A 14,021-nucleotide genomic window follows, 5' to 3' on the forward strand; every position below is an offset into this window, starting at 1 on the left:
CATGAGCCGTACGAAGAAGGCCAACCCTGGGCGCATCTTGTTCGTGGGATCCGGTCCCGGGGATCCCGACCTGCTCACCGTGCGTGCGCGGACGGTGATTCACAACGCGACCACCGCCTACATCGACCCCGACGTCCCGGCCGCGGTCGTGGAGATGCTCGGAGCCGCGCACCGATCGGAGTCCGACGACACCGGACGCCGCAGCGACGCCGGGCGCAAGAACGCGGCCGGCAAGACATCATCGGCGTCCGATGCCGGTACACCTGCGGGGTCTGATTCTGCGGGGTCTGATTCTGCGGGGTCTGATTCTGCTGCGCGGGAGTCCACTGCGTCCGAGCCGGACCAGAACCCCGCCGACAGCACCACCGTCGACAACACCACTGCCGACAGCACCACTGCCGACGACGCGTCCGAGGCCGCCGATCAGGTGGTGCATCCGGCGCTCGGCGATCCCACCGAGGTGGCCAAGACGCTGGTTGCCGCCGCCAAGGCCGGCCGCGACGTGGTCCGCGTCGTCTCGGGCGATCCGCTGACCACCGATTCCGTGCTCGCCGAGGTCCACGCGGTGGCGCGCACCGCTCTCGCCTTCGAGGTGCTGCCCGGGCTGCCCGCCGCCTCGGTGGTGCCCAGTTACGCGGGTATGCCGCTCGGTTCGAGTCACACCGAGGCCGACGTGCGCGCCGAGGGTGTCGACTGGGCGGCACTGGCCGCCGCACCCGGCCCCCTGGTGTTGCACGCGACGTCGGGTCACCTCGCCGAGACCGCGAGCGCGCTGACCGAGCACGGGCTGGCCCCGCAGACCCCGGTGGCCATCACCATCAACGGCACCACCTGCGCACAGCGCACCATCGAGGCCACGCTGGCGTCGGTCAACGAACTGGGCAATGCGCTCACCGGGCCGCTGGTCCTGACCATCGGCAAGGTGGTCAGCCAGCGCAGCAAGCTGTCGTGGTGGGAGTCGCGTGCGCTGTACGGCTGGACCGTGCTGGTGCCGCGCACCAAGGATCAGGCCGCCGACATGAGCGAGCGTCTCGTCGGGCACGGCGCCATCCCCAAGGAGGTGCCGACCATCGCGGTGGAACCGCCGCGCAGTCCGGCCCAGATGGAAAGGGCCGTCAAGGGATTGGTCGACGGCCGCTACCAGTGGGTGGTGTTCACCTCCACCAACGCGGTGCGTGCCGTGTGGGAGAAGTTCGCCGAGTTCGGCTTGGACGCGCGTGCCTTCTCGGGCGTCAAGATCGCCTGCGTCGGCGAGGCCACCGCGGAGAAGGTGCGGGCCTTCGGCATCAACCCTGAACTCGTGCCGTCGGGCGAGCAGTCCAGCCTGGGCCTGCTCGAGGATTTCCCGCCTTACGACGACGTGTTCGATCCGGTGGACCGAATCCTGTTGCCGCGCGCCGACATCGCCACCGAGACGCTGTCCGAGGGGCTGCGCGACAGGGGCTGGGAGATCGACGACGTGACCGCGTATCGCACCGTGCGCGCCGCACCGCCGCCCGCCGAGACCCGCGAGATGATCAAGACCGGCGGCTTCGACGCGGTGTGCTTCACGTCGAGTTCGACGGTGCGCAACCTGGTGGGCATCGCGGGAAAACCGCACGCGCGCACCATCGTCGCCTGCATCGGACCCAAGACCGCCGAAACCGCAACGGAATTCGGCCTGCGGGTGGACGTGCAGCCGGAAACCGCCTCGATCCCCGATCTGGTGGACGCGCTCGCCGAGCACGCCGCACGCCTGCGTGCCGAAGGCGCGCTGCCCCCGCCGCGTAAGAAGTCGCGCCGGTCGCGCTCGTAGGAGGTGTGCCGATGGCACCGGTGATCCGACCCCGACGGCTCCGCACCACGCCCGCCATGCGGCGGCTGGTGGCGGAGGCGACGCTGCGTCCCGCCGACCTCGTGCTGCCGATGTTCGTCGCCGACGGCATCGACGACCCGCGCCCCATCTCGTCGATGCCCGGCGTGGTGCAGCACACCTACGATTCGCTGCGCAAGGCCGCCGACGAGGCGGTGCGCGCCGGAGTGGGCGGGCTCATGCTGTTCGGGGTGCCCGCCGCCGCCGACAAGGACTCCCGGGGCAGCGGCGCCGACGACCCGGACGGCGTGCTCAACCGGGCGCTGAGTCTGCTCGCCGACGATCTCGGTGACGCCACCGTGCTGATGGCCGACACCTGCCTCGACGAGTTCACTGACCACGGTCACTGCGGCGTGCTCGACGCGGCGAACCGCGTCGACAACGACGCCACGCTCGACCGCTACGTCTCGATGGCGCTGGCGCAGGCGCGCGCGGGCGCGCACCTGCTCGGGCCGTCGGGGATGATGGACGGCCAGGTGGCCGCGATCCGCGGCGCACTCGACGCCGAGGGCCACACCGACACCGGAATCCTCGCCTACGCGGCCAAGTACGCGTCGGCGTTCTACGGGCCGTTCCGCGAGGCCGTCGGGTCGTCGCTGCAGGGCGATCGGCGCACCTACCAGCAGGACGGCGCCAACCGCATCGAGGCGCTGCGCGAGGTACGCCTCGACCTCGAGGAGGGCGCCGACATCGTGATGGTCAAACCCGCGATGAGCTACCTCGACATCGTGCGCGACGTCGCCGAGATGTCCGACGTCCCGGTGGCCGCCTACCAGATCAGCGGCGAGTACTCGATGATCACCGCCGCCGCCGAACGCGGCTGGATCGACCGCGACGCCGCCATCCTGGAATCGCTCACGTCCATCCGCCGCGCCGGCGCGTCGATCATCCTCACGTATTGGGCAGCCGAGGTCGCGACCCGCCTCACCTGACCGTCGAGCGTGCCCAGTTCCGCGTCGAGCGTGCCCACTTCCGCGTCGAGCGTGCCCGCGGATGGTGGTTTCGACAAGCTCAACCAGCGGGGGAGTACTCAACCAGCGGGGGAGTGCTCAACCCAGCGGGGGCGGCGGGTCGAGCGTGCCCAGTTCCGCGTCGAGCGTGCCCGGTTCCGCGTCGAGCGTGCCCGCGGATGGTGGTTTCGACAAGCTCAACCAGCGGGGGAGTGCTCAACCAGCGGGGGCGGCGAGTCGAGCGTGCCCACTTCCGCGTTGAGCGTGCCCAGTTCCGTGTCGAGCGTGCCCGGTTCCGTGTCGAGCGTGCCCACAACCGGGGCTCGGTGCGTACCGGACACTCCCCACCGCCTCGGATCGGAGTGTCTACCCTGGTAGCCATGTCCGCATCCACCGACCCGACGCAGCGCTCGGGTACGCCCGAGCCCGACGATGGCGGGGTGGGCCGCAAGCGGCCGAAGCTCGTCGACTCGATGGCCATCGCCACCGAGCTCTGGATCGTCGTCATCATCGCGCGGACCGTGGCCTTGGGAGCGCAATACCCCACCGCCCGCAGGCTCATGGACGAACGCATCGCGGGATTGCCGGCCGATACCCCCAAGTCGGAAGTCGACGTCCTCGGTGCGCCTTGGCTGCTGATCACGGTGATGGCGATCATCGCCGCCGTGCTGGTCGCGGCCTCCCTGACCGTGGTCTTGTTCGCCCGACGCGGATACTCCTGGGCCCGGTTCGTGCTCGGTGCGATGGGCTTCTACATCGTCGTCGACCTGGTGTTCTCGTTCTTCGCCGACATCGACCCGCGATGGTCGATGATCCCGCTGGTGATCGGGGGGATCGCCGCGCTGGGCGCCACCGTGCTGCTGCTGCTGCGCCCCGAGTCGGATGCCTACTGCAAGCAGATGGCGCAGTACCGCAAGGGCCCATCGGTTCCACCCCCGACATACCCGTACCAGGGTCAGTACCCGCCCCCGTACGGTCCCGCCCAATACGGTCCGCCCCAGCAGGGGCCCTACGGCGGTCCATACCAGCCGAATCCCCCGACCTACCAGAACCCCCCGACCTACCAGAACCCCCCGACCTACCAGAATCCCCCGGCGGACCAGGGGACAACCCCCTACCAGGGCTATCCGTACCATCCCGGTGAGTGGTCCTATCCGCAGAACCCGTCCGACGACTACTCTTCCGGTCAACGCCGCGACGATCAGACCGCCGAGCCCGACCCCACCGATCCCTCGACTTCGCCGTCCACCAGGCCGTCGTCACGAGAACGCTCGTCTAGAGAAAGCGACAGCAGTGATCCTTCCTGACCCGGCCAAACGCCCCATGCTCGTGGTGTGGGCGTACAGATGCTGGTTGATCTCGGCGGTGCTCCTGGGTCTGCTGGGTGTCGGGTACATCCTGATCGGCATCTTCGCGGACGGCGCGACGTTGGTGCCCGTGGGTCTTGGTGCGTTTGTGCTGGCCATCGGGGTCGCGGTCGCGATGATGGGCACCAAGTCGTACACCGGCGACGTCCGCTGGCGGTCGTCGCTCGCGGCGCTCACCCTGGTCGCGACGCTGATGCTGGTGTTCATCTCGCTGGTGTGGAATGTGATGGCGTTTGCGCTGCTGGCCGCGGTGGTCGGGCTGGTGGGGTCACTGCTTGCCTATCGTCCGGAATCGGAGACCTGGTACACCGAGACCCCTGACACCGACAAGCCACGCGGGGACCGGGCAAACCGGAAGAAGACCGGCCGGGACAAGGCGTGACCTCGGGGCCCGCCGACGCGGCCGCAGAAGGCGAGGAGCCACCCGCCGCCGACACCCCGCCGCCCGCCGACGCACAACCGGCCGCCGACACCCCACCGCCCGCCGACACAGACACCTCGCGGGCCGACCCCGAATCACCTGCCGACCCCGAAACCGCCGACCCCGAAACCCCCGACCCCGAAACCCCCGTCCCCGACGAGACACCCGTCGAACCGGGCGAGGTGCTGTTCTACGAACCCGGCGGCAGTTGGTGGGTCGTCTCCATCGGTCCGGTCCTCGTTGCCGCCGTGCTCATCATGGAGATCACCGGTCCCGGTCAGGTGCATTGGGCCGTCATCACGATCTTCGCGCTCATCCTGATCGGCTTCTCGGTGGTCCAGGTCTATGCCGCTCGCCGCCACGTCAGCGTCGAGCTCACTGACACCACGCTGCGCCAAGGCACCCGGACTCTAGCCCTCGCCGACATCGCCACCGTTTTCCCGGAGAACACCGGCTCCGAGCATGAGAAGTGGGAAAGCGCTCCCGCACTCGGCGAACTCCACGGCGTCCCGCGGCGACGCAAAGGCGTCGGCGTGAAGCTTTCCGACGGTTCGCTGGCGCAGGCGTGGGCGCGCGACGTCGACCGTTTCCGCCGAGAGCTCACCGACGCGCACCTCGCCGTGAAACTCGGCCTGCCGCCCCGCGACGCCGACTGACACCACCGACGGTTCACGGTTCCCCGACGCGCGTCCATCCGGGGTACTGGGTCAAGGTCGGTGGGGTACCGTCGGGGTACATGCGGCGTGGTGGCGGACCGGGGTCGACGATGCCGGGGTTGTTGTGCAGAGCCCATGTGTTGCAATCGATCACCGACTGTTGCTGCTCGCGGGTGTAGCGATAGTGGTTCTGTTCATCGAAGAACAGGAGGTCATGCTTCTGGAATTGCCAGCCGGAGAAGGGGTTCCAGTTGGGCGCGCGTGCGGTGCCACGGTCGACGACCTTCGGTATCCCGGTGGGGGTTCCGGTGCTCGAGAGGCTGACGGTGATCACGAACAGATCATTCAGGACGTAGGGGCGTCCGCCAGGGCCATAGAGGTCAGGGTCCGGGTGCGGCGGGGTAGACGTCGGAGCCGGGCGTGGCTGCCCGAGAACATAGATACCGGCTTGGTCGTTGCAGATCGAAGCCTCGAGCCGGTCTCCGTCGCGGTGGATGGATTGCAGCAGCATTCGTCGGGTTCCACCGAACCGGTATGAACGGTAGGAGTCGAGGATCGGTTTCCCGTTATGGCCGAGGAAGTCGACGAATCCGGGGAAGCCGTCAGCGGGGTCCCAGGTGGCGATGAAGTACGACTCGGCGAAAGCACGTACCACGGTGGCGTCCGGAGCGATGAGGTCGATGCCGTCCGTGGCCTGCCACACGGTGGTGGAGGTACCCAGCAGGCGGGTGGGATATGTGTAACCCCGGGTCGGATCGGCGGGCGCGGGGATGCTCGACGTGCCTGTGTCGTTGCCAGGGGCGCATGCGGCGGTGAGAAGAAGGACAAGCGCCCCTAATGTTCCGTTCCTCAGCCGGCGTAGCGCAACGCTTGCGCGGCCCGCCACGCTACTTGTCACGAAGAAGCCGATCCCGGTAGGTGTTGTAGTCGATGGGGTCTCGCTCATCGCCGGTGGTGTCGTGATACGTGTCGTCATAGCTGCTGAGGTCGAGGTTCTGCCTGCGCAACTCGCCCGCTAGCTGGGTTATCAGCTGGTTCATACTCGGTGCGATCCCATCGTGATCCGGCGGCGACAGCACGTCGGCCAGCGACTTGAGATTTCCGTGCGCGTCGAAGTAGCCCCGCATTTGCGGCGAGACCGAATCCACGCTCGGGTGGGTCGCCGCCCACGCCGACCAGTGTTGCTCCAGCAGCGTGTCGTGCAGGTTGACGTAGGTGGGATATACCCCCTGATCGGGGAACTGGGTCGGCGGCGGATGCGCCCAGTCGATCACCAGGCCTGCGCCGGTAGCGGCGTAGGAGCTGCCCGGGAACGGCAAGAGCTTGATGCCTTCCTTGACCAGCGTATTCACGTTCGATTTCATCGAGTTGAAGTCGGCCGGGCTCATGCTGTCCGAACCCGGATGCTGGTCGTGCCAGGCGTCGAGCTGCGCCCCCATGATGCCGTCGCGAGCGAAATACTGGAGCCAGCCGTTGCGGGCGGCCAGGTCGCCGTCGAATCCGCTTCCGGATCTGATCGCGTCGGGCACGTGTGACGCGTTGACGGTCTGCTGCATCCCGATGTCGGCGATCAGGTGCGACCGCGCGTCGCCGTCGGTGGAGATCAACGTGAACAGGCGCCGCACGCGGTCCTGCATGTCGCCGTCGTCGGCGATGTCGATCGGGTTGCCGTTGTGGTCGAGATGGCGCAGATCCAGATGCTCGACGGCCGCCGGATTGAACCCATAGGTCGTCGGGTCACCGCCGGCGAGCACGTTGAAGTAGGGGCGCGACGCACTTTCCAGCGCCCGGGCGAGCAACGGATTGACCTCGCCGAGTGACGGTTGGTGCGGGCCGCCGATCTCCATCAACGACTTGAAGTTCGACGGGTCGGTGCCGAAGTCGTACAAACCGTGAAATGCCTCGGCGGACAGCCCCGCACGGTAGGCGTTGTGCTGATCACCGGCGAAATCGTCGATCCAGTCGGTGATCCCGCCGACTGTCTTGCCGTTGTCGTGCCACCCGTAGTCGTACAGCGATCGGAGGGTGGCATCGCGGTTGTAATCGGTGGGCAGCCCGGCGGTTTCGCCGCCGTGGCCGGTGAGTACGGCGGTCATCGACTGCTGGTTGAGCGAACCGGCGTGCACCAGGCTTTGCATGGTGTCGTCGAATCGTGTCTCGAAATCCCGGCCGGGTGGAATGTGGATTCCGAGGCCGCCGTCGTTGGCGAGCGCACGATCCATGTAGGTCTGGATACCGTGGCGCAGATTGGGGTTCTCCAGTGCCGCCTGCCCGAGGTTCGAGGCGCGCAGCGTCAGCTGGGTACCGGTCTGCACTCCCGGCGGTAGCGTCGCCCCGGCGAAGAGCTGACCGAGCGCATACGCGTGCACCAGCGCCGGCGCATTCTCCGGGGTGAATCGACCCAGATCGGTGGGGATCGTCTCGCCCAACCAATCCTGTGCCCAACCGGGGAGTTCGTTCCTCCCGCCTGCGGTGCCGCCGCCCCCGACGTGCTCGTTGCTCAGCGTTGCCAGGCCGTTGGCGAAACTCGTTCCCGCCGCCGGACTCAGCCCGTCGAGGCCGTAGCGCAGCGAGAGCGCCTCGCCGGGGTCGAGGCCGCCGAACAGGTTGCGCAGATAAGAGATCACGCCGGGCGGCACATCGGCCGTCTGCCCGTTGAGGAGCGCGTTGATCTGTTCCGGGGTGAGTTGGGCGTCGCCCAGGTGTGTGGCGATCGTGCGCAGTTCCTCGGGGGTCCAGCCGTCCTTGGCCATCTGCGCGTCGCGACGCCCCATCGTCCCATTGAGTGCAAGCGATGCCGGCGTCAGCGTGGTGAGGTTGCCCAGTTCGGTCTTCAGCGAGTTGGCAGCGGCCTGCACGGCATGAAACGTCTCGTTCGCCTGCGCGACGAGTCGCTGACTCCACGACGCCATCGCTGCCCCGTCGCCTGCCTTCGATTTCACCCCCTGACGTCGCTGCAACGTCCACGTCACGTCCCCGGTGGACACAAGTTCGTAGCCCGCGTTGAACGCGTCATTCTGCAGCGAGATGAGAAAGGACTTGTGATTGGCGATGTCTTCGCAACCCTTCTCGATCGCGGTCGCCACGTCGTCGAAGTTCGCGGCGAGATTGCTCAACCACCGACCCTCGGCGTCGGCACGATCGTCGGCACTGTTGCGGCCGACCCCCACCCATTGGTCGGTGCGGTCGAGGCCGACGACGCTGTTGCGCACCGGGCCCGATTTGTCGAGGATTGAGCCGGCCACCGTCCGCAGGGCAGCGGCCACTGGCAACATGTCGTGCGGGTGCCAGGCGTCGACGTCGACGCGTGCCGGTGTGCTCACGCGAGTTGCCTATTCGTGCGGCTTGGCCGGCCGCTTCGTGTTGCCGGGGTCCCACGCCGCGACAGTCGGCAACTGTCCGGCGTCGTCGAATCGGGTGGCATTGAAGTCGTCGGTGTCGACGCTGGAAGTGGCCGCCACACGCACCAGCGCGCCGAATGCCTCCACCTGGCCTCCGCAATGATCGATGGCGGTGGTCACCGTCGCATCAGCACCATTCGCGACGGGAACGATCGGTGATGTGACGTTTGCTGTGTCGGGGATCGCAGTCGCCAGCGTCGCCATCTTGGTGGACAGGGTCAACGCGCGAATCTGGCCGGCCAGGCCGTCCAGAGTCGTCGCGGCCGCGGTGACCGCGCCCGGGTCCATTGCGAACTTCGCCATCGAGCCCCCCTTGCTTCGGTGATCGTGGCGTCACTATACCGAGGCCATGCGGTACCCCGTGCCATGAGTCCGCCAGGCGAACGACCATGAGCCGATCACCACGACGGTGGCCGCCACCGGCGTCAGTGATTCTCCAGCATGGGCGCGGCCATCAGCGCCTCCGGAATGCCGAACGCGTCCACCAGTTCACGCGCATACGGCCGCAATTCGAGGCACAGATCGTTGACGCCCCGGCGAATTGCCTTGGCGCGCTCCACCGATACGTGCCGGTGCATCATGAACCACGACAGGTCGTCCTCGATCGCCGCGAACACGAACAGGTCGCACACCTTGCCGAGCAATTCGGCCGCAGCCCGTGAATCGCAATCGTTGATGGCCTGCACAAACGCCTCCAACACCATGCGCTCGGTGCGTGCGTGCCCCACCTTCAGCAGGTGATCCTGCGCGTTGTTGAACACCTCGAACGCGTCGTTGTCGTCGTCGGTGGCGCGTCGCAACCGCTGCGCACACGTGCGCACCAAGTGCGCCTCCCGGTTACGGAACAGCCGAATCTGGGTGCCGCGGTTACCCAATGGCGACTTCTCGGTGTCCTCGTCGGAGCTGTCCAGAAGCGTCTGCACCACCTGCCGCACCGCGGTCTTCTCCACCACCACATCGCGTGCCATCGACGCGATGAATCGTACCCAGCCGCCCGCCGACAACCCTTGCACGTCATCGGCATACGCCGACAAAACTTCCTTGGCCACCAGCTGGGTCAGCACCGTGTTGTCGCCCTCGAAGGTGGTGAACACGTCGATGTCACCGCGAATGATCGAGATCTGGTTCTCGTCCAGATAGCCTGCGCCACCGCAGGCTTCGCGTGCGACGTTGATGGCGTGCGACGCGTGCCACGTGGCGTACGCCTTCAACCCGGCGGCATCGGCCTCGAGTTGCCGTTGCCGCCCGGCGTCGGAATCGTCGGGTGAGCCGCTCTGCACCTCGTGCAGTTCCTCGGTGAGCTCATTCTGCGCGAAGGCGACCGCATACGATTTGGCGATGAGCGGCAACAGCTTTCGCTGATGCCCCAGATAATCCATCACGACGATCTCGTCGTCGTCGCCGGGAGCCTCGAACTGCTTGCGCACCAGTCCATATCGCGTTGCCAGCGCGAGCGACTTGCGTGCCGCGGCACCTGCGGTGGCCGCCACCGAGATCCGGCCGCGGATCAGTGTTCCCAGCATCGTGAAGAAGCGGCGGTTCGGGTTCTCGATCGGCGACGTGTAGGTGCCGTCGGCGTCGACATCGCCGTAGCGGTTGAGCAGGTTCTCCGCCAGGATACGCACGTGATCAAACATGATGCGGCCGTTGTCCACCCCGGCCAGGCCGCCCTTGTACCCGCAGTCGCTGGTGGTCACGCCCGGGAGGTCGTTGCCGTCCTCGTCCCGGATGGGCACCACGAAGCAGTGCACGCCGTGACTAATTGGCCCGCTCGCTTCGCTCCCGGCGCCGTGTGATTGCGGCCCGCTCGCTTCGCTCCCGGCGCCGTGACCCTTCGGCCCGCTCGCTTCGCTCCCGGCGCCGGGCGTGATCAGCTGCGCGAACACCGCGGCCACCCGCGCATGCTCGGCGGCACCGCCGATGTAGTCCTTGCGCGCCGACGGTGTGGGGGAGTCGATCACGAACTCCCGCGTCGCCACGTCGTAGGTGGCGGTGGTCTCCAGCGCCTGCACATTCGACCCGTGGCCCGTCTCGGTCATCGCGAAACACCCCAGCAGGTCGAGGTCGATGATGTCGGCGACGTAGCGTTCGTGGTGGCGCGCGGTGCCCAGGTTCTCCACCGCACCACCGAACAGACCCCACTGCACCCCGGCCTTCACCATCAGCGAGAGGTCGGCGTAACCCAGCATCTCGATGGCGGTGATCGACGCCCCCACATCGCCGGTGCCCCCGTGGTCGGCCGCGAAACCCGCCGCGGCGAAACCCTGACCGGCCAGCTCACGCATCTCCTCCAGAATCCGCGTTCGCGCCTCGTCGAGCGTGCGCGACGGATCGGGCAGCAGGTCGTGGCGATCGGCGCGGCCACGCACCTCGTCGCGCGTACTCCGCCATCGTCCGTCGAGCGTGTACCGCAGATTGTCGACGAGCAGCGCCTGCTCGTCGGCGGACAATTCGGTCGAGATGTCGGGAGTTGCGGTCTGCGGCGTCGTCAGATCGCCGACCTCGGACGCCGGCGTCGAGGGGCTTTCGGTGGTGGACATGACTCCACGGTACGGACCAAGCCGTCGCGGGAGGCCGGAATCGCCGCGCACCCGCCGATCAGGGCAGCAGGCCTTGCCTGCGTGCCGCCACCACGGCTTCGCGCCGGTTGTGCACCCCGAGCTTGCTCATCAGATTGCGCACGTAACCCTTGACGGTCTCGCGCCGCAGGCCCAGCCGTTCGGCGATCTCGGCGTTGCCGCACCCCAGGGCGAGATGGGCCAACACGTCGTTCTCCCGCGCCGACAACCGCACCGCATCGCCGACCGGCCTGCCCGACCCGAGACCCGCGAGCCGATCGGAGATCCCCCGCAACCGTTCGGCGAGCGCGGGATCGGCGGTGCTATCGGCGATCGTGCGCAGCGCCAGATAGCTCTCGACGATCCCGTCGGCCACCGCCGGCGAGATGGGCGCCGGATCGGTGCGCGCCCTGCCCAGCATCGCCATCCGGCGATCCACCTCGTCACGCACCTCGATCTCACGCGCGACGCGTCGCGCCGCGAGCACCATCCGGGTGAAGACGGCATCGCCGAAGTCGGTGGGCGCGCGTAATCCGCCGTAGAGCACTGCACGGGTGCGGCCACCCACCACCGCGGGGGCGGCCAGCAGCGATTCGATGCCCTCCGCCGCCACCTCACGGTCGTACTCGTGGCTGATCTCACGTGAGCGCGCGTAGTCGACCACGGCGCCCGGCCGGCGCTCGGCGACGGTGCGCCCGCCGAGTCCGCATTCGGAACTGATCAGGAGATTGCGCAGGATCGAACTGCGTGTGCCGACGAATCCCGACAACACCAGATCGCCACCGGCCACCACGCCACCGAACAGCACCGGCAGCCCCGTCGCCCGGAACCCGCGGCGCAGTTCGGCGCGCACCGCGTCGGCATCACGGGGACGGTGGGCGACGACAGGTGACGCCATCGACGGCTCCTCTCGGCACGGGTGGGGCAGGACTGCGGCACCACCCCTTTTCGGGGGTGGTATCCCTCCAGTGTGATCCATACCGTGGGTGCCACGCCAACGTCGCGGACATCACGCGTCCGCGCGCCGACCCACGGAGAAGACGATGTCCGTCTCGACCCCCACGCAGCCCTCGACTACCGCCGACAACGAGTTCGGCCGCATCGACTGCGGCACGGCCAACCGGTCCGAACTCACCCCGCTGCGTTTCCTGGAACGATCCGCGGAGGTCTTCGGAGACCGCGTCGCCGTCCGCTACGGTGCCCGCACCGCCACCTACACCGACCTCGCCGACGAGGTACAGCGGCTTGCCCGGGTGCTGCGCGCTCGCATCGCCCCCGGCGAACGCATCGCCTACCTCGCGCCCAACATCCCGGAGATGCTGGTCGCGCACTTCGCGGTCCCGCTCGCCGGCGGCGTGCTGGTGGCGCTCAACTCGCGACTGGCCGGACCAGAACTGGTCTACATCCTCAATCACGCGGGCGTCACCACCCTGTTCTTCGACGCCGAGTTCCGGCACACCGTGGCCACGATCGCCGACGAGGTGGCCGAACTGACCACCACCGTCGAGATCACCGACGCCGAGTTCGGCGTCGTTCCCGGTGCCGTCGAGGCGTCGGGCATCGCGGGGCTCGTGAGCTACCCCGATTTCCTCGCACTCGACCCCGGCGGCGACCCGCTGCCGTGGACGGTCGACGACGAGAACGCCGTCATCACCATCAACTACACATCCGGTACCACCGGAAAACCCAAGGGCGTCATGTATACCCACCGCGGTGCCTACCTGAACTCCTTCGGTGAGACCTTCCACAACCAGTTCACCGGGCACACCCGGTATCTGTGGACGCTGCCGATGTTCCACTGCAACGGCTGGTGCACGCCGTGGGCGGTCACCCAGGCATCGGGCACCCATCTCTGTCTGCGGGCGGTGCGCGCCGACGCGGTGTGGGACGCCATCGACGATCTCGGTGCCACCCACATGTGCGGTGCGCCGACGGTGTGCACCACGATCGCGGGATCGCCACGCGCACACCAACTCGACCGTCCCCTGCGCATCACCACCGCGGGTGCGCCCCCGTCGCCGACGGTCATCGGCGCCCTCGAGGCCTTGGGCATCACCGCGGTGCACGTCTACGGACTCACCGAGGTGTACGGGCCGTACACCATCTGCGAATACCAGGACGCGTGGGATCATCTGGCTCCCGCCGAGCGCGCCGCCAAGCTGTCGCGGCAGGGCGTCGGCATGGTCCAGGCGGAGCAGGCGCGGGTGGTGCGCCAGGGGACGGTACCGCTGGTCGACGTCCCCGCCGACGCAAACACCATGGGCGAGATCGTGTTACGCGGCAACAACGTGATGGCCGGATACTTCCGCGATCCCGACGCCACCCGGCAGGCCTTCGACGGAGGCTGGTTCCACACCGGCGACCTCGGCGTCATGCATCCCGACGGCTACATCCAGCTGCGCGACCGGGCCAAGGACATCATCATCTCCGGCGGCGAGAACATCTCCACGATCGAGGTGGAACAGGCTCTGGTGAGCCATGATTCGGTTCTCGACGTAGCGGTGATCGGCATCCCCGACGAGAAGTGGGGCGAGCGCCCGCGCGCCTATGTGCTCCTCAAGGAGGGCCAGACGCTCACCGGCGACGAACTGATCGAGCACGCACGCCGGCTCCTCGCCGGCTACAAGGTGCCCCGCGACATCGTCTTCGCCGACGAACTACCGCGAACCTCCACGGGCAAGGTCCTCAAGTTCGAACTGCGCAAGCAGGCAGCCGGCAGCTGACGACGGTTTGCCGAACAAACCCCAGCTGCGCCGCGAAATCTGTACAGAATGGGCGCCTCTCGTGAACGCGACCCGCGCTGGTGCGGGCCGAGT

At 67.9% G+C, this 14,021-nt stretch carries 11 protein-coding genes; 6 read left to right on the forward strand and 5 right to left on the reverse strand.

Annotated elements, in window-relative coordinates:
* Window position 1 precedes the first annotated feature (1 nt).
* From ACWDSI_RS10120 to ACWDSI_RS10140, 5 genes are all read left to right on the forward strand, one after another.
* Window positions 2-1,795, forward strand: coding sequence for a uroporphyrinogen-III synthase (locus ACWDSI_RS10120; protein WP_449756450.1), 1,794 nt, complete (start codon window positions 2-4; stop codon window positions 1,793-1,795).
* Between the two features lie 11 nt (window positions 1,796-1,806).
* A complete protein-coding gene (gene hemB, locus ACWDSI_RS10125) occupies window positions 1,807-2,784 on the forward strand; it encodes a porphobilinogen synthase (protein WP_449746945.1) in 978 nt (325 codons plus the stop codon).
* A gap of 398 nt (window positions 2,785-3,182) precedes the next feature.
* Window positions 3,183-4,109: a DUF3824 domain-containing protein gene (locus ACWDSI_RS10130; protein WP_449756451.1), complete on the forward strand. Its 927-nt coding sequence runs from the start codon at window positions 3,183-3,185 to the stop codon at window positions 4,107-4,109.
* A complete protein-coding gene (locus tag ACWDSI_RS10135) occupies window positions 4,096-4,551 on the forward strand; it encodes a hypothetical protein (protein WP_449756452.1) in 456 nt (151 codons plus the stop codon). Before ACWDSI_RS10130 ends, ACWDSI_RS10135 begins: the two co-directional genes overlap by 14 nt.
* A complete protein-coding gene (locus ACWDSI_RS10140) occupies window positions 4,548-5,246 on the forward strand; it encodes a hypothetical protein (protein ID WP_449756453.1) in 699 nt (232 codons plus the stop codon). The genes ACWDSI_RS10135 and ACWDSI_RS10140 overlap by 4 nt, the downstream gene beginning before the upstream one ends.
* Before the next feature lie 13 nt (window positions 5,247-5,259).
* Here ACWDSI_RS10140 and ACWDSI_RS10145 read toward each other — a convergent pair whose 3' ends face one another.
* The 5 genes from ACWDSI_RS10145 to ACWDSI_RS10165 form a co-directional block, all read right to left on the reverse strand.
* Entirely contained in the window at window positions 5,260-5,949 is a 690-nt protein-coding gene (locus tag ACWDSI_RS10145) for a hypothetical protein (RefSeq protein WP_449746949.1), read from the reverse strand.
* Window positions 5,950-6,133: 184 nt separating this feature from the next.
* Window positions 6,134-8,569 carry a TPR repeat region-containing protein gene (locus tag ACWDSI_RS10150; RefSeq protein WP_449756454.1) on the reverse strand — a complete coding sequence of 812 codons (2,436 nt, stop codon included), beginning with the start codon at window positions 8,567-8,569 and terminating at the stop codon, window positions 6,134-6,136.
* A gap of 9 nt (window positions 8,570-8,578) precedes the next feature.
* On the reverse strand, window positions 8,579-8,950 hold the full coding sequence (locus ACWDSI_RS10155) for a hypothetical protein (RefSeq protein ID WP_449756455.1): 372 nt from the start codon (window positions 8,948-8,950) through the stop codon (window positions 8,579-8,581).
* 122 nt (window positions 8,951-9,072) lie between these two features.
* Complete coding sequence (locus ACWDSI_RS10160; RefSeq protein ID WP_449756456.1) at window positions 9,073-11,187, reverse strand: acyl-CoA dehydrogenase family protein; 2,115 nt, start codon at window positions 11,185-11,187, stop codon at window positions 9,073-9,075.
* A 58-nt stretch (window positions 11,188-11,245) separates the two neighbouring features.
* The gene (locus ACWDSI_RS10165) at window positions 11,246-12,103 is read right to left on the reverse strand and encodes a LuxR C-terminal-related transcriptional regulator (RefSeq protein ID WP_449756457.1); all 858 of its coding nucleotides are present in this window, start codon (window positions 12,101-12,103) and stop codon (window positions 11,246-11,248) included.
* 145 nt (window positions 12,104-12,248) lie between these two features.
* Between ACWDSI_RS10165 and ACWDSI_RS10170 the strand changes: the two genes are divergently transcribed.
* Complete coding sequence (locus ACWDSI_RS10170; RefSeq protein ID WP_449756458.1) at window positions 12,249-13,928, forward strand: AMP-binding protein; 1,680 nt, start codon at window positions 12,249-12,251, stop codon at window positions 13,926-13,928.
* Window positions 13,929-14,021 lie beyond the last annotated feature (93 nt).

This window comes from Gordonia sp. NPDC003429, from assembly GCF_053588575.1.

Coding starts and splice junctions, on each gene's coding strand:
- ACWDSI_RS10120 (WP_449756450.1), top strand. CDS start 2: ATGAGCCGTACGAAGAAGGCCAACCCTGGGCGCATCTTGTTCGTGGGA.
- hemB (WP_449746945.1), top strand. CDS start 1,807: ATGGCACCGGTGATCCGACCCCGACGGCTCCGCACCACGCCCGCCATG.
- ACWDSI_RS10130 (WP_449756451.1), top strand. CDS start 3,183: ATGTCCGCATCCACCGACCCGACGCAGCGCTCGGGTACGCCCGAGCCC.
- ACWDSI_RS10155 (WP_449756455.1), bottom strand. CDS start 8,950: ATGGCGAAGTTCGCAATGGACCCGGGCGCGGTCACCGCGGCCGCGACG.
- ACWDSI_RS10160 (WP_449756456.1), bottom strand. CDS start 11,187: ATGTCCACCACCGAAAGCCCCTCGACGCCGGCGTCCGAGGTCGGCGAT.
- ACWDSI_RS10165 (WP_449756457.1), bottom strand. CDS start 12,103: ATGGCGTCACCTGTCGTCGCCCACCGTCCCCGTGATGCCGACGCGGTG.
- ACWDSI_RS10170 (WP_449756458.1), top strand. CDS start 12,249: ATGTCCGTCTCGACCCCCACGCAGCCCTCGACTACCGCCGACAACGAG.